Source organism: Rathayibacter sp. AC182 (genome assembly GCF_979253875.1).
The window spans coordinates 538,587-553,540 of sequence record NZ_CEEDEK010000003.1; the positions used below are offsets into that span (position 1 = coordinate 538,587).

Genomic DNA, 14,954 nt, shown 5'->3' on the forward strand with positions numbered 1-14,954 from the left:
TGCGGGTGAGCAGCCACGCGCCCGTCCCTGGATCCGGAGCTACGCACCCGGCGTGCCGACCGAGCTGGAGCCTCCCGAGGGCTCGCTCCTCGACATCGTCACGGAGTCAGCCGAGCGCTATCCCGAAGGTGGCCCTCGAGTTCTTCGGCCGGTCCACCAGCTACGCGCAGCTGGCCGACGACGTGGAGCGCGTCGCGGAGGGTCTGCGCCGGCTCGGCGTCCGCGAGCGCATCCGGTCGCGCTCATCCTGCCCAACTGCCCTCAGCACGTGATCGCCTTCTACGCGGTCCTCCGGCTGGGGGCTGTCGTCGTGGAGCACAACCCGCTCTACACGCCGCGGGAGCTGCGCCACCAGTTCGAGGACCACGAGGCCCGCGTCGCCATCGCGTGGGACCGCGTGGCGCCCCTGGTGCAGGAGCTGCCCGCCGACCTCGGGGTCGAGACCGTGGTCGCGGTCGACCTCACGCGCGCCATGCCCGCTCCGATGCGCGCGGCTCTCCGCCTGCCGATCCGCAAGGCGCGGAAGTCGCGGGCCGCGCTGACCGGACGCGTGCGCGGCGCCGTGGAGCGGGACTCCCTGCTCCGCCGCAGGATCGATCCCGCCCATCCCCGGCCCGCTGCCGACGACCTCGCGGTGATCCAGTACACGAGCGGCACCACCGGAACGCCCAAGGGTGCCGAGCTCACCCACCGCAACCTCACCGCCAACGCGGCGCAGTCGCGCGCATGGGTGCCGCAGGTGCGTCGGGGCGACTGCGTCGTCTACGCGGTCCTGCCCATGTTCCACGCCTACGAGGCTCACCCTCTGCCTCACGTTCGCGATGAGCATGGGGGCGCGCCTCGTGCTGTTCCCCAAGTTCGACCCGGACCTCGTGCTGAAGGTCGTGCGGAAGCACCTGGCGACGTTCCTCCCCGCCGTTCCCGATCGCCGAGCGCCTGGCCGCCCGCGCCCGGGAGAAGGGCGTCTCGCTGCAGGGCATCGAGATCGCGATCTCGGGCGCGATGCCGCTCGACCCGTCGCTGGTCGCCCGCTTCGAGGAGCAGACCGGCGGCACGCTCGTCGAGGGGTACGGACTGTCTGAGACCTCTCCGGTGCTCATGGCCAATCCCGTCAGCACCTCGCGCCGTGCAGGCACCGTGGGTCTGCCGTTGCCCGGGACGGACGTCCGCATCGTCGATCCCGAGGATCCGACCGTCGACGTCGCCCCCGGGGAGCAGGGCGAGCTGATCGTGCGCGGACCGCAGGTGTTCCGCGGCTACCACCGCAAGCCCGAGGAGACCGCCGACGCGTTCACGAGCGAGGGCTGGTTCCGCACGGGCGACATCGCCACGATCGACGAGGACGGCTTCGTCAGCCTCGTCGACCGCATCAAGGAGCTGATCATCACCGGCGGCTTCAACGTCTCGCCGTCCGAGGTGGAGGAGGTGCTGCGCCGGCTCCCGTCCGTGCGCGACGCGGCCGTCGTGGGACTGCCCGACGCGCGCAGCGGCGAGATCGTCGCCGCGGCCGTCGTCCTCGAGCCCGGCGCGGACTTCGACGAGGACCACGCCCAGGCCGTGGTCCGGGAGGCGCTGACTCCGTACAAGGTGCCGAAGCGGATCGTCGTCATCGACGAGCTGCCGACGAACATGATCGGCAAGGTGCTGCGCCGCGAGGTGAAGGCCCGCCTCGTCGACGAGAGCTGAACCTCCCGGCGGGACGGCGCAGGGCCCCGGTCCGCTCGCGCGGGCCGGGGGCCGTCGTTCGCCCTGGGGCGCGGCCGGGTCAGATGTCGAATCCGCCGAAGTCGCCGCCGCCGAAGTCGCCACCGCCCCCGAAATCGCCGCCGCCGCCGAAGTCCGCGCCGCCGAAGTCGCCACCGCCCCGAAGTCCCCGCCGTAGTCGCCACCGCCGTCGGCTCCGGCTCCGGCGTCGCCGCCCTCGGCTCCAGCGTCGCCGCCCTCACCGCCGTCGCCGCCCTCACCACCCGCGTACTCGCCGCCGGCGTCCGGGAGGAACGCACCGGCGATCGCGGATCCGATCGCGAAGCCCGCGATGGTGCCGAGCATCGACGAGGCGAGGACCCCGCCGAAGCCCATGCCTCCGGCGCCCATCGCGCCGCCCTGACCGCCGGCGAAGCGGCGCTCCATGAAGCCGGGCTGGCGCAGCTCGCTCCCGCGTGGCCGACTGTGCGAGGGCCTGGGGGTCGTCGCTGCGCGGCGCGTCGCCCACGGGAGCGCCCTCGCTGAGCTCGCGGAAGACCTGCTTGCGCTGCTCGGGGGTCAGCTGCTCGAAGGCCTCGCGGTGCACCTGTTCGAGCGCTTCGGGCGGGGCTGTGCGGAGCAGATAGCGGTAGCGCTCGATCGCGATGTCGTCCTCGCTGCGGGCAGGACGGCCGGGCGGAGGTGCCGTACGCAGGCTGCCGCCCGTTGGCCGCGGCGCCGTAGCCGGAGTCGCGTCGCGCGTCCTCGGGGCGCCTCGCGCCCCAGCAGTCGGTCCAGGAATCCCATGATCTCCTCCTCGGCGCCGCCGGGAGGCGGTCGCACACCGCCACGGTAGGCCCCGCGCACCCGCATCCTGAGCATCCGCTCAGCACGCTCCACGCGGGGCCGCCGTCGGTCACTTCTTGGGGATGACGATCCACATGATGAGGTAAGCGATGATCTGCGGGCCGGGGAGCAGGCAGGAGAGCACGAGAGGAGTCGGACGAGGAACGGGCTCCAGCCGAAGCGGTTCGCGAGTCCGACGCAGACGCCGGCGATGATCTTGCCCTGACGAGGGCGAACGAGAGTGGACATGACTCCACTCTGGCGCAGGCCGCTGGGAGCGGCATCCGGGGAACCCCCGAGAGACGGGTGCGCCACCCCGAGATCAGCGGGGCGGGCGTCGATCCGGGGAGGTCGCCGCCGGGCTTCGGAGGAAGGCCGCCGCTCGGTCGGCATCGCCCTGGGGCCAGACCACGCGGAAGCGCTCGAAGACGACCCGGTCGAGGGGCGACTCCGGGTCCTCGCGGGCGAGTACCGGCGGTGCCCCTGCAGCCACGACTCCCGGGAGCGGTCGCCCTCCCCCTCGGCCCAGGCGAACGCGTCGTCGACCGAGTCGAGCGGAGCGACCCGCACCTCGTCGCTGCGCAGCACGAGGCGGACGCCCGCGCCGTCGCGACGATCCAGTGGTCCCCGCCGCGGGAACGGGCTCCTGGCCGACGAGCGACGCGGTGGCCGTCTTGACCCCGCGCCCGGACCAGCTCGAGTTCGTCCGCGAGCTGGACGGAGTCGCCGAACGACTCGACGGGAGGCAGGGGCGAGGTCCGAGCCGGGGTACTCGGACCACAGTCGCCGGGCCGCCGTCGGGTCGGGCTCGGGCGGCGGGGTCCGCTCGGGCTCGTCCGGCAGGACGGCGAGGAGGTTCGCACCGGCCAGGGCGGCCGGATCCTCAGGGTGGTTGTCGGGTGTCTCGACCTCGTCGAACGGCCAGCGGGTGGAGCCAGCGCCGCGTGAACGCGTCGAGCTCCTCCTCCACCCGGGAGCCGCGCAGCTCGGGCACGACCCACCAGGAGGCCGAGGCGGTCCGCCCCTGCCCGGGCACGATGCTCAGAGCGCCGATCGCGGTGCTCCAGGTCTCGTCGACCAGGAGGAAGGCGTGCACGCGCGTCCGTCCCGGGCAGCGGACTCGGAGAGCGGAGCGCACGCACGTCGTCCTCGGGCTCGGCGGCCTCGGAGCCCCTCGGGGAGGAGCGCCGCGAGCCACGCCCGCCGCTCCCCGATCACGCCGCGCAGCAGCTCGGCATCGCTGGACACCAGCGGGCGCAGGAAGCCTCCGCTCGGCAGATCGAGCCGCGCGGGAACGGAGGAGACCTCGGGCTCGTCGCTCATCGTCTCCTCCGCTCCCCGCGCGCCGGCTCAGCCGGCGGCGCGCTCCAGCACCAGCTCGCGCACGCGAGCGGCGTCGGCCTGGCCCTTCATGGCCTTCATCACGGCGCCGATCACGGCACCGGCAGCCTGCACCTTGCCGTCGCGGATCTTGGCGAGCACGTCGGGCTGCGAGGCCAGGGCCGTGTCGATCGCCGCGATGAGCGCTCCGTCGTCCGAGACGACGGCGTGCCCGCGGGCGTCGACGACCTCCTGGGGCGTGCCCTCGCCGGCGACGACGCCCTGCAGCACCTCGCGGGCGAGGCGATCGGTGAGCGTGCCGCTCTCGACGAGCCCGGCCAGCTCGGCCACCTGCGTCCGGAGTGACGAGCGCGGACGGATCCTGGCCCGCCGCGTTGGCGAGCCGGGCGACCTCGCCGGTCCACCACTTGCGGGCGGCCTGCGGGGTCGCCCCGGCGGCGACCGTCTCGGTGATCTCGACGAGCAGACCGCTGTTCGCGACGTCCTGGAACTCGAGGTCGGTGAATCCCCAGTCGGCCTTGAGGCGGCGACGGCGGGCGGCCGGCTTCTCGGGGAGGGCGGCGCGCAGCTCCTCGATCAGCTCCGGTGACGGCACGACCGGCAGCAGGTCGGGCTCGGGGAAGTAGCGGTAGTCGTCCGCGTCGCTCTTGGGGCGGCCGGCCGAGGTGCGGCCGGTGTCCTCGTGCCAGTGGCGCGTCTCCTGCGTGATCATGCCGCCGGCGGCGAGGATCGCGGCCTGCCGCTGGATCTCGTAGCGGACCGCGCGCTCGACGGAGCGGAGGGAGTTGACGTTCTTCGTCTCGGTGCGGGTGCCGAGCTTCTCCTGGCCCCAGGGGCGGAGCGAGACGTTGGCGTCGCAGCGCAGGTTGCCGCGCTCCATCTTCGCGTCGGAGATCCCGAGGGCGAGGACGATGTCGCGGATGGTCGCCACGTAGGCCTTCGCGAACTCCGGCGCGTTCCGTCCCGCGCCGAAGATCGGCTTCGTGACGATCTCGACCAGGGGGACGCCCGCCCGGTTGTAATCGACGAGCGAGTACTCGGCGCCCTGGATGCGGCCGGTGGACCCGCCGACGTGCGTCAGCTTGCCGGCGTCCTCCTCCATGTGCGCGCGCTCGATCGGGATGTCGACGAGCGTGCCGTCGGCCAGCTCGACCTCGACCGAGCCCTCGAACGCGATCGGCTCGTCGAACTGCGAGATCTGGCAGTTCTTCGCGAGGTCCGGGTAGAAGTAGTTCTTCCGGGCGAAGCGGCTCGACGGCGCGATCGAGCAGCCGAGGGCGAGCCCCAGGCTGATCGAGTACCGGACGGCCTGCTCGTTGACGACCGGCAGCGAGCCCGGGAGCCCGAGGTCGACCGGGGTGACGTTCGTGTTCGGCTCGGAGCCGAACTCGTTCGGGGCGTCCGAGAACATCTTGGTCTTCGTGTTGAGCTCGATGTGCACCTCGAAGCCGAGGACCGGCTCGAAGCGCTCGAAGACCTCGTCGTAGTCCATGAGCTCGGGGACGGACGTGTGCGCGGAGGCCATCAGACGGCACCTTCCTCGGAGGCGAACTGCTCGGCGGGAGCGAGATCGGGGGCCTTCGCGAGAGCGGGTGACCCCAGTGCTCCTCGAGCAGGGCCTCGAGCGCTCCGCCGACGGTGTAGAGACGGACGTCCTCGCGGGCGGGGGCGAGGAACTGGATGCCGACCGGCAGCCCGTCCTCGTCGGCGAGTCCCGCGGGGACGGAGATTCCGGGGATGCCGGCGAGGTTGGCGGGGATGGTCGCGATGTCGCCGCGGTACATCGCCAGCGGATCGTCGAGCTTCTCGCCGAGACGGTAGGCGGTGGTCGGGGCGGTCGGCGACGCGATGACGTCCACCGAGGCGAACGCCGCGTCGAAGTCGCGCTGGACGAGCGTGCGCACCTTCTGGGCGCTGCCGTAGTAGGCGTCGTAGTAGCCGGCCGAGAGCGCGTAGGTGCCGAGGATGATGCGGCGCTTGACCTCGGGCCCGAAGCCCTGCTCGCGGGTGGCCGCCATGACCTGCTCGACCGTGCCGCCGCCCTTCGGGGTGACCCGGAGGCCGAAGCGGACGGAGTCGAACTTCGCGAGGTTGCTGGACGCCTCCGCGGGCAGGATCAGGTAGTAGGCGGCGACCGCGTGCTCGATGCTCGGGGCGCTCACCTCGACGATCTCGGCTCCGGCCTTCTCGAGCACCGCGAGGGCCTCGTGGAAGCGCGCGAGGACACCCGGCTGGAAGCCCTCGCCGCCGTCGAGCTCTTTGAGGACGCCGATGCGCATCCCCGTCACGTCGGCGCGGCGCACCGCGTCCGCGAAGGAGGCCACGTGTCGCGGAGGGAGGTGGAGTCGCGCGGGTCGTGCCCGGCGATCACGTCGTGCAGCAGGGCGGAGTCCAGAACGGTCCGCGAGACGGGGCCGATCTGGTCGAGGCTCGGGCGAGGGCGATCGCTCCGTAGCGCGAGACGCCGCCGTAGGTCGGCTTGACGCCGACGGTGCCGGTGACGTGCGCGGGCTGGCGGATCGAGCCGCCGGTGTCGGAGCCGAGGGCGAGCGGCGCCTCGTAGCTCGCGACGGCCGCGGCGGAGCCCCGCCGGAGCCGCCGGGGATGCGATCGAGATCCCACGGGTTGTGCGTGGGTCCGGTGGCGCGGAGCGCTCGGTGGTCGAGCCCATCGCGAACTCGTCCATGTTGGTCTTGCCGATCGGCACGAGCCCGGCGGCGCGGACCTTCGTCATGACGGTCGCGTCGTACGGCGGGCGCCAGCCCTCGAGGATCCGCGAGCCGCTGGTGGTCGGCATGTCGTTCGTGACGATGACGTCCTTGACGGCCAGCGGGATCCCTGCCAGCGGGTGGAGGGTCTCCCCGCGCCGCGCGGCGGCGATCGATCCCGGCGGCGGTGCCGACCGCGGCCTCCTCGGCCACGTGCAGGAACGCGTGCACCGCGGAGTCGACCGACGCGATGCGGTCGAGGTGCGCGCGGGTCGCCTCCGTCGACGAGATCGACCTCGTCGACGAGCTTCTCGGAGAGCGCGGAGGCGCTCAGGCGGATGATCTCCTCGCCGTGCGCGCTCACTGCTCCTCCCCCAGGATCGCGGACACCTGGAATCGGCTGCCGTCGTGCTCGGGGGCACCCGAGAGGGCCTGTTCGCGGGTGAGCGTCTCGCCGACCACGTCGGGGCGGAAGACGTTCTCGAGCGGGATGGGGTGGCTGGTCGCCGGGACGTCGGGGGTGGCGACGGCCTGGACCGCGGCCACGGAGTCGACGATCTGGCCGAGCTCCCGCGTCATGTTCTGGATCTCCTCGGGTGTGAGGTCGATCCTGGCCAGCTGGGCCAGATGGGCGACCGTCTCGGCCGTGATCTCGGACATTCGTCTCCATCGGTGGTTCGTGAGGATGCGGCGACCAGTCTACCGAGCGGCTCCCCGGCCGCCCGGCCAGGGCGCACGGCCCCGACCACGCGGCCGCAGCAGCGATCGGGCCGTCCGCCCGGTGCTCAGGCGGTCTCGGCGGGGGCTCCTCGGCGGCGGGCGCCGACCCTCCGGCGGCGGGCTCCCGAGCGGCGGCGTCCTCGGCGGCCAGGTCCTCGGCGACCGCCCCTCGGGCTCCTCCGCCTCGGGGAGGGCGATCGCGGCGGGCCCCTCGGTCACGAGCAGGTGGAACTGCGCCGCGTCGATGATCCGCACGCCGAGCTGCTCCGCCTTGCCGAGCTTGCTCCCGGCTCCCGGGCCGGCCGCGACGTAGTCGGTCTTCTTGGACACGCTCGAGCCGGCCTTGCCGCCCGCCTGCATGATCGCCTCCAGAGCGCCCTCGCGCGCAGTAGCCCTCGAGGGATCCGGTCGCGACGACGGTGAGCCCGGCGAGGACGCCGCCCGCCGCCTCCGCTGCTCCCGGACCGGGGTGGCCCGGGGTCGAGAAGCGCACTCCCGCGGCCGCCCAGCGGTCGACGATCTCGCGGTGCCAGTCGACGTCGAACCAGTCGAGGAGGGCGTCGGCGATGATGCCGCCGACCCCGTCGACGGCGGCGAGCTCGTCGCGGCTCGCCCCCCGGATCGCGTCGAGTGAGCCGAAGTAGCCCGCGAGCGCCCGCGCGGCCACGGGTCCGACGTGCCGGATGCTCAGCGAGACGAGCAGGCGCCACAGCTCCTTGGTCTTCGCCCTGTCGATGTTCTCGATCAGGCGCGTCGCGTTCGTGGACGGGACCGAGGTCTCGTCGCCGGCGAAGACGGACGCCGCCGGATCGAACGGCCCGTCCTTCGCGACCTGGCGCTTGCGCTGGAAGGGCCGGACGACCTTGGGCCGCCCGGCGGCGTCGAGCTTCTCCGAGACCGGCCTCGGAGTCGCGGACGACGACCTCGATCGGGAAGAGGTCCGCGAGGGTGAGCTCGAACAGGCCCGCCTCGGTGCGCAGCGGAGGCTCCGCCGGGACGAGCGGCTGCGTCAGCGCGGCGGCGCTCACCTCGCCGAGCGCCTCGATGTCGAGGGCCCCGCGGCCGCCGATGTGCTCGACGCGCCCGCGCACCTGGGCGGGGCAGGACTCGGCGTTCGGGCAGCGCAGGTCGACGTCGCCCTCCTTGGAGGGGGCGAGGGTCGTGCCGCACTCCGGGCAGGCCGTCGGCATCACGAACTCGCGCTCGGAGCCGTCGCGCAGCTCGACGACCGGCCCGAGCACCTCGGGGATCACGTCACCGGCCTTGCGCAGCACTACGGTGTCGCCGATCAGCACGCCCTTGACCTTCACGACGTCGGCGTTGTGCAGCGTGGCCTGGCGCACCTCGGAGCCCGCCACCTTGACCTTCTGCATCACGGCGAAGGGAGTGGCGCGACCCGTGCGGCCGACGCTCACCACGATGTCGAGCAGCTTGGTGTGCACCTCCTCGGGCGGGTACTTGTAGGCGATGGCCCAGCGCGGGGCACGACTGGTGGCGCCGAGCTCGTCGTGCAGGGCGAGCTCGTCGACCTTGACGACCACTCCGTCGATCTCGTGCTCGACCGAGTGCCGCTCGCGACCGTGCTTCTCGACGAAGGCGAGGACGTCGTCGACCGACTCGGAGACGCGGTTGTGCGCACTGACCGGGAGGCCCCACGAGGCGAGGAGTCCGTAGACCTCGGACTGGGCCGCCACCGGCGGATCGGGCCAGGCGCCGAGGCCGTGCACGTAGAGCGCGAGGGACTGCACCCGCGCCTCGCCGGCCCGCAGATCCAGGCCCGACTTCTTGTCGAGCTGCTGGCGCAGACCGCCGCTCGCCGCGTTGCGGGGGTTGGCGAAGGTCGGGAAGCGGCGCAGCGCGCTGTCGCGGGCCTTCTCCTCCTCGAACGGCTTGCGGGTCGCCTCCGGGCGCGCCGCCCAGCGGGCCCGCGACTCCTCGACGGCCTCCTCGCGCAGCCGCTCCTGCAGCGCGTTGAGCTCGGCGAAGGCCTTCACCGGGATGAAGACCTCGCCGCGCACCTCGACGAGGGCCGGATGGCCCTCCCCGAGAGCTGCTCCGGGATGCCGGCCAGCCGCACCGCGTTCACGGTGACGTCCTCGCCGGTGCGGCCGTCGCCGCGGGTGGCGGCGGTGACGAGGCGCCCGTGCTCGTAGCGGAGCGAGATGGCGAGCCCGTCGATCTTCAGCTCGGTGAGCCACGAGATCGCGCGACCCGCGGACGCGACCGTCTTCTCGCACCACTCGCGCAGCTCGTCGGCCGAGAACACGTTGTCGAGCGACAGCATCCGCTCGGCGTGGTCGATCGGAGCGAGGCCCGCGGCCACGATCCCGCCGACGGTCACGGTCGGGGAGTCCTCGGTGGCGAGCTCGGGGTGCTCGGCCTCGAGCGCGGCCAGCTCGCGCACCAGGGCGTCGTACTCGGCGTCCGAGAGCACCGAGGCGTCGGCCGCGTAGTAGTTCTCGCTCGCGGTGCGGATCCGCTCGCGCAGCTCGTCGACCCGCTGACCGACGGGGACGTCGGCGGCCATCAGAGCGCGCCCACGAGGTCGGCGGCGACGGTGCGGTCGATCGTGCACTGGCCGAGGACGCGCGTGCCGAGGTAGACGACGGCGGTCTGCCCGGGAGCGACGCCGTCGAGCGGGGAGTCGGGGGTGATCACGAGCTCGACACTGCCATCGACCTCCGACACGACCGCGGTGGCCGGCACCGGATCGGCGTGCGCGCGGATCTGCACGTCGCAGCGGAACGGGGTGGCGGCGTCCTCGGGCGCTGCGCCGGCCCAGGTGAACCGGGAGCCGGCGATCCGCCCGATGCGCAGGGCCTCGCGCGGACCCACGACCACCTCGTTGGTCTTCGGCCGCACCTCGAGCACGAAGCGGGGTCGCCCGTCGGCGGCCGGCACTCGAGGCGGAGTCCCCGGCGCTGGCCCACGGTGTACCCGTGCGCCCCTCGTGCGCACCGACCACCGCTCCGTCGCGGTCGACGATCAGGCCCGACTCCGGTGCGACGCGCTCGGAGAGCCAGCCGCGGGTGTCGCCGTCGGGGATGAAGCAGATGTCGTAGCTGTCGGGCTTGTTCGCGACGCTCAACCCCCGAGCGGCGGCCTCGGCGCGGACGACCGCCTTCGACGGCGTCGTCCCGAGCGGGAACATCGAGTGGGCGAGCTGCTCGGCGGTCAGCACACCCAGCACGTAGGACTGGTCCTTCGCCCTCGTCGCTGGCGCGGGGTGCAGCTCGCGGCCGCCGTCCGGCAGGGTGACGAGCGACGCGTAGTGGCCCGTGCAGACGGCGTCGAAGCCGAGGTCGAGCGCCTTCTCGAGCAGGGCGGCGAACTTGATCCGCTCGTTGCAGCGCATGCACGGGTTGGGCGTCCGGCCGCGGAGTACTCGGCCACGAAGTCGTCGACGACGTCGAGCTTGAAGCGCTCCGGGAAGTCCCAGACGTAGTACGGGATGCCCAGGACGTTCGCGGCGCGCTGCGCGTCCATCGAGTCCTCGATCGTGCAGCAGCCGCGGCTGCCCGTCCGGAGCGTGCCCGGCATGCGGCTGAGCGCGAGGTGGACGCCGACCACGTCGTGCCCCGCCTCCACTGCCCGGGCCGCGGCCACCGCCGAGTCCACTCCACCACTCATCGCCGCGAGGAACCTTCGCCGTCCGAGTCTACGAGCGGGCGGGCGGCGCGCGCAGTCCGAGCACTCAGGACGCGGGCAGGACCGCCCGGCTCGAGAGACCGGCGCGGGCCGCCCGGGTGTAGGCCGCGGGAAGAGCCGCGAGCACCGCGTCGATGTCGGCGTCGGTCGTGGTGCGGCCGAGGGTCAGACGCAGGACGCCCCTGGCCTCGTCCTCGCTCCGGCCGAGGGCCATCACGACGTGGAGGGCTCGGGGATCCCCGCGGTGCAGGCGGAGCCCGTCGACACGGAGACGCCGGCCATGTCGAGCAGGAGGAGGAGGGAGTCGCCCTGGGCGCCGGGGAACGCGAGGTGCGCGTTGTTCGCCACGCGGCGTCCGGAGTCGACGGCGGGACCGGTGAGGCTCGCCCCCGGCACCGCCGCGAGCACGCCCGCGACGAGTCGGTCGCGGAGGGCTGCCAGGCGCACCGACTCCGACGCGATCTCAGCCGACGCCTCCGCGGCCGCCGCGGCGAACGCGGCCGCTCCCGGCACGTCCTGGGTGCCGGAGCGGACGCCGCGCTGCTGGCCGCGCGCCGTGCAGGATCGGGACGACCCGGGCGTCCCGGGCGAGCACGAGCGCCCCGGTCGCGACCGGCCCGCCGACCTTGTGCCCGGAGACGCTGACCGCCGCGAGCCCCGCTCCCTCCCGAGCCGGAGGCACGGCGCACAGCCCGGACATCGAGGGGCAGGTGGCCGAACGCGGCGACGGCGTCCAGATGCGGCGGCACGCCCGCCGACGCGCAGACGGCGGCGAGCTCGACGACCGGGGCGATGGTGCCGATCTCGTTGTTGACCCACAGCGCCGAGACCAGGGCGACGGAGGAGGGTCGCGCGCGATCGCGGCCGCCAGCACCTCCGGCAGCAGCACCTCGGCATCGAGCGGGAGCCACTCGACGTCCGCCCCCTCGTGGACGGGCGAGCCACTCGACGCTGTCGATCGTGGCGTGGTGCTCGCCGGCCGGCACCAGGATGCGCCGCTCGTCGCGTCCTCGCTCCGGCGCTGCCAGTAGAGGCCCTTGAGCGCGAGATTGATCGCCTCGGTGCCTCCGGCGGTCAGGGATCACCTCGATCGGCTCGGCCCAGAGCGTCGGCGAGGACCTGGCGGGCGTCCTCGAGCCGGCGGCGCGCCTCCTGGCCGGCGCCGTGCACCGACGACGGGTTGCCGGAGTGCCGGGACGCCTCGACGAAGGCGGCGAGCGCCGCGGGCCGCAGCGAGTCGTCGCGGCGTGGTCGAGGTAGATCACCGCTGTCCCGTCCGCGTGCGGCCGCGGAGGAGGTCTCCGGGCCTTCACTACTGTAAGTCGCATGACCTCTCACGACCCTCTGTCCCGGCTCGGCGTGAGGGTGGACGCGGAGGGCGGCGAGCTGCGCGTGTGGTCGGCGAACGCGAGCGCGATCGACCTCCTGCTCTACGACGAGAAGGACCCCGCCTGGGTCACCCGCACCGTGCCGCTCGCGCGCGGCGAGGACGACGTGTGGTCCGCCCGGTCCGCCCTGCTGAGCGTCGGCCGCCGGTACGCGATCCGGGTGGACGGTCCGAGGGTCCGCGCCACCGCTTCGATCCGCGCACCGCCCTCCTCGAGCCGTACTCGAAGGACTGCTCCGGGTCGCCGAGAACGAGTGGCGCTCGGTCGTCGTCGACGACTCCTTCGACTGGGGCTCCTCCGCGAAACCGCGCACTCCGCTGGACCGCACCGTGATCTACGAGGCGCACGTGAAGGGCCTCACGAAGCTCAACACCGCGCTGCCCGTCGAGCTCCGCGGCACCTACGCGGGGCTGGCGCACGAATCGACCGTGTCCTCGCTCCTGGAGCTCGGAGTGACCGCCGTCGAACTGCTGCCGGTGCACGCCTTCGTCTCGGAGCAGCGCCTGCTGCGTCAGGGCCTGACGAACTACTGGGGCTACAACACGCTGAACTTCTTCAGCCCGCACGCCGCCTACGCCTCCCCCTCCGCTCAGCGCGGCGGACCGACGGCCGTGCTCCGCGAGTTCAGGGCATGGTGACGCTGCTGCACGAGGCCGGGCTCGAGGTGATCCTCGACGTCGTCTACAACCACACGGCCGAGGAGGTCCCGACCGGCCCGCGCTCGGTCTGCGCGGCATCGACGACGCGAGCTGGTACCGCCAGACCGACGAGGGCCACTACGTCGATGTCACCGGCTGCGGCAACACGATCGACTTCGGGCGGCCGTCGCGCAGCGCATGGTGCTCGACTCCCTCCGGTACTGGTCCTCCGAGGTCGGCATCGACGGCTTCCGGCTCGACCTGGCCGCGACGCTCGGCCGCGACGAGAACGCTCACTTCCGCCCCGATCACCCGCTGCTCGTCGCCGCAGTCGAGGACCCGGAGCTCGCCGACGTCAAGATGATCTCCGAGCCGTGGGACGTGGGCATGGGCGGCTGGCAGACGGGGAACTTCCCGATCGGCTGGTCGGAGTGGAACGACCGCTACCGCGACCGGGTCCGCAACTTCTGGCTGTCGGACATCGACTACGCCCGCCGCGCCGGCCGGCCCCCGTCGGCATCGGCGGCTTCGCCACCCGACTGACCGGGTCCTCAACACGTTCTCGACCGAGCGCGGACCGCTCGCCTCCGATTTCGTCACCGCGCACGACGGTTTCACCCTCGCCGATCTGGTCTCGTACAACGTCAAGCACAACATCGGCAACGGCGAGGTCGATCGGGACGGTTCGGACAACAACCGCTCCTTCAACCACGGTTTCGAAGGGCCCACTCCCGACGAGGGTGTCACGCTCCGCGCCGCAAGGCCATGCGCAATCTGCTGGGCACGCTCCTGCTCTCGGCCAGGTGCCGATGATCACCGCGGGCGACGAGTTCGGCCGCGAGTCAGCGCGGCAACAACAACGCCTACTGCCAGGACTCCGACCTCACCTGGCTCCGCTGGGACAGCCGCAGCGACTGGCAGCTCGACCTGCGCGAGCACACCCGCGCTCTGATCCGGCTCCGCCGCGAGCACCCGGCGGCTGCGACCCTCCCGCTACGGCAGGGAGGGCGAGGTGACGCCGAGCGCGAGCACGATGCACTGGTTCGACGTGCACGGCCGGCGGATGTCCGAGCGCGAGCTGGACCTCGGCCGAGAACCAGGGCGATGCAGTACCTCGCCACCTCCACCCCGAGACCGAGGATCCGGACCGGGTGCTGCTCGTGGTGCACGGCGTCGAGCACGAGACGAGCGTCGTGCTCGCCGAGAGCGGGGGCGTGACCGGGTACACCCGCCTGGAACGGCGACGAGGCCGTGCCCCTCGAGCACGGCGAGACGTTCGAGCCCGGGCAGGTCATCCGCGTCGCGGGGACGTCGATGCAGCTGTTCGCGGCGCACGGAGCGATGACCGGGAAGCCGGCTGATGGCGGCCAGGAGCGGCCCCGGCACGCCGGCGACCGTCGCGCTGACGACGGCCGGCATCCGTTCACGCCGCGCGAGTACCGCCACGACCCGTCCACGACCAGCTACGGCACCGAGGCGGCCGAGGCGCTCGGCGTCGAGCCCGACCGCGTCTTCAAGACGCTGCTGGCCGATGTCGACGGCGAGCTCGTCGTCGGCGTCGTGCCGGTCACCGGATCGCTCGATCTCAAGGAGCTCGCGGCGGCGGTCGGCGGCAAGAAGGCCGCGATGGCCGACCCGGCTCTCGCGCAGCGCCGCACCGGCTACGTGCTCGGCGGCATTCGCCGATCGGCCAGAAGACGCGCCACCGCACGGTGCTCGACGAGACAGCCGAGCTCTTCGACACGGTCCTCGTCTCGGGCGGGCGCCGTGGCTTCGACATCGAGCTCGCCCCGGCCGACCTGATCGCGGCGACCGGGGCGATCACCCGGCCGCCATCGGCCGCTGGACGCCTCAGCCGGCGGCCGCGACCAGCCGGAGCTCCGCCGCGCGGCGAGCAGACGGTGCTTCGGGACGACCCGGACGGTGTGGCGAAGGTGCCGCTGCGATCGAGCTCCACCACACCGGCGTAGGGGGTCCTGCCG

General features: G+C 73.1%; 9 protein-coding genes and 8 pseudogenes. 6 read left to right on the top strand and 11 right to left on the bottom strand.

The features are described from left to right. The first annotated feature begins 31 nt into the window (after positions 1-31). Positions 32-1,686 (top strand): annotated as a pseudogene (locus AC0CII_RS05855) (long-chain-fatty-acid--CoA ligase). A 274-nt stretch (positions 1,687-1,960) separates the two neighbouring features. Here AC0CII_RS05855 and AC0CII_RS05860 read toward each other — a convergent pair. The 11 genes and pseudogenes from AC0CII_RS05860 to AC0CII_RS05910 form a co-directional block, all read right to left on the bottom strand. Then, entirely contained in the window at positions 1,961-2,290 is a 330-nt protein-coding gene (locus AC0CII_RS05860) for a hypothetical protein (RefSeq protein WP_465228847.1), read from the bottom strand. Continuing rightward, positions 2,263-3,099 carry a PspC domain-containing protein gene (locus tag AC0CII_RS05865; RefSeq protein ID WP_465228848.1) on the bottom strand — a complete coding sequence of 279 codons (837 nt, stop codon included), beginning with the start codon at positions 3,097-3,099 and terminating at the stop codon, positions 2,263-2,265. The genes AC0CII_RS05860 and AC0CII_RS05865 overlap by 28 nt, the downstream gene beginning before the upstream one ends. Before the next feature lie 471 nt (positions 3,100-3,570). Further along, a complete protein-coding gene (locus tag AC0CII_RS05870) occupies positions 3,571-3,852 on the bottom strand; it encodes a hypothetical protein (RefSeq protein WP_465228849.1) in 282 nt (93 codons plus the stop codon). 27 nt (positions 3,853-3,879) lie between these two features. After that, positions 3,880-5,395, bottom strand: a pseudogene (gatB, locus tag AC0CII_RS05875) (Asp-tRNA(Asn)/Glu-tRNA(Gln) amidotransferase subunit GatB). A gap of 43 nt (positions 5,396-5,438) precedes the next feature. Then, positions 5,439-6,942: pseudogene (gene gatA / locus AC0CII_RS05880) on the bottom strand (Asp-tRNA(Asn)/Glu-tRNA(Gln) amidotransferase subunit GatA); the annotation flags it as partial. Further along, positions 6,939-7,238, bottom strand: coding sequence for an Asp-tRNA(Asn)/Glu-tRNA(Gln) amidotransferase subunit GatC (gene gatC, locus AC0CII_RS05885; RefSeq protein ID WP_173892315.1), 300 nt, complete (start codon positions 7,236-7,238; stop codon positions 6,939-6,941). The gene gatC and the pseudogene gatA, both read right to left, overlap by 4 nt. Before the next feature lie 39 nt (positions 7,239-7,277). Further along, positions 7,278-9,825, bottom strand: a pseudogene (ligA, locus tag AC0CII_RS05890) (NAD-dependent DNA ligase LigA). Further along, positions 9,825-10,928: pseudogene (gene mnmA, locus AC0CII_RS05895) on the bottom strand (tRNA 2-thiouridine(34) synthase MnmA). Before mnmA ends, ligA begins: the two co-directional pseudogenes overlap by 1 nt. A 64-nt stretch (positions 10,929-10,992) precedes the next feature. Continuing rightward, positions 10,993-11,163 (bottom strand): hypothetical protein, encoded by a 171-nt coding sequence (locus AC0CII_RS05900; RefSeq protein ID WP_465228850.1) that lies wholly within the window; start codon positions 11,161-11,163, stop codon positions 10,993-10,995. Continuing rightward, the gene (locus AC0CII_RS05905; RefSeq protein ID WP_465229065.1) at positions 11,160-11,765 is read right to left on the bottom strand and encodes an aminotransferase class V-fold PLP-dependent enzyme; all 606 of its coding nucleotides are present in this window, start codon (positions 11,763-11,765) and stop codon (positions 11,160-11,162) included. The genes AC0CII_RS05900 and AC0CII_RS05905 overlap by 4 nt, the downstream gene beginning before the upstream one ends. Beyond that, positions 11,696-12,274, bottom strand: a pseudogene (locus AC0CII_RS05910) (hypothetical protein); the annotation flags it as partial. The gene AC0CII_RS05905 and the pseudogene AC0CII_RS05910, both read right to left, overlap by 70 nt. Here AC0CII_RS05910 and AC0CII_RS05915 point away from each other — a divergent pair. The 5 genes and pseudogenes from AC0CII_RS05915 to ybaK form a co-directional block, all read left to right on the top strand. Beyond that, a pseudogene (locus tag AC0CII_RS05915) lies at positions 12,273-12,464 on the top strand (early set domain-containing protein); the annotation flags it as partial. The pseudogenes AC0CII_RS05910 and AC0CII_RS05915 overlap by 2 nt on opposite strands. 199 nt (positions 12,465-12,663) lie before the next feature. Continuing rightward, entirely contained in the window at positions 12,664-12,972 is a 309-nt protein-coding gene (locus AC0CII_RS05920) for a hypothetical protein (protein ID WP_465229104.1), read from the top strand. A 198-nt stretch (positions 12,973-13,170) separates the two neighbouring features. Further along, positions 13,171-13,515: a hypothetical protein gene (locus AC0CII_RS05925; RefSeq protein ID WP_465229105.1), complete on the top strand. Its 345-nt coding sequence runs from the start codon at positions 13,171-13,173 to the stop codon at positions 13,513-13,515. Positions 13,516-14,123: 608 nt separating this feature from the next. Next, a complete protein-coding gene (locus tag AC0CII_RS05930; protein WP_465228851.1) occupies positions 14,124-14,333 on the top strand; it encodes a hypothetical protein in 210 nt (69 codons plus the stop codon). Then, positions 14,333-14,801: pseudogene (gene ybaK, locus AC0CII_RS05935) on the top strand (Cys-tRNA(Pro) deacylase); the annotation flags it as partial. The gene AC0CII_RS05930 and the pseudogene ybaK, both read left to right, overlap by 1 nt. Positions 14,802-14,954 lie beyond the last annotated feature (153 nt).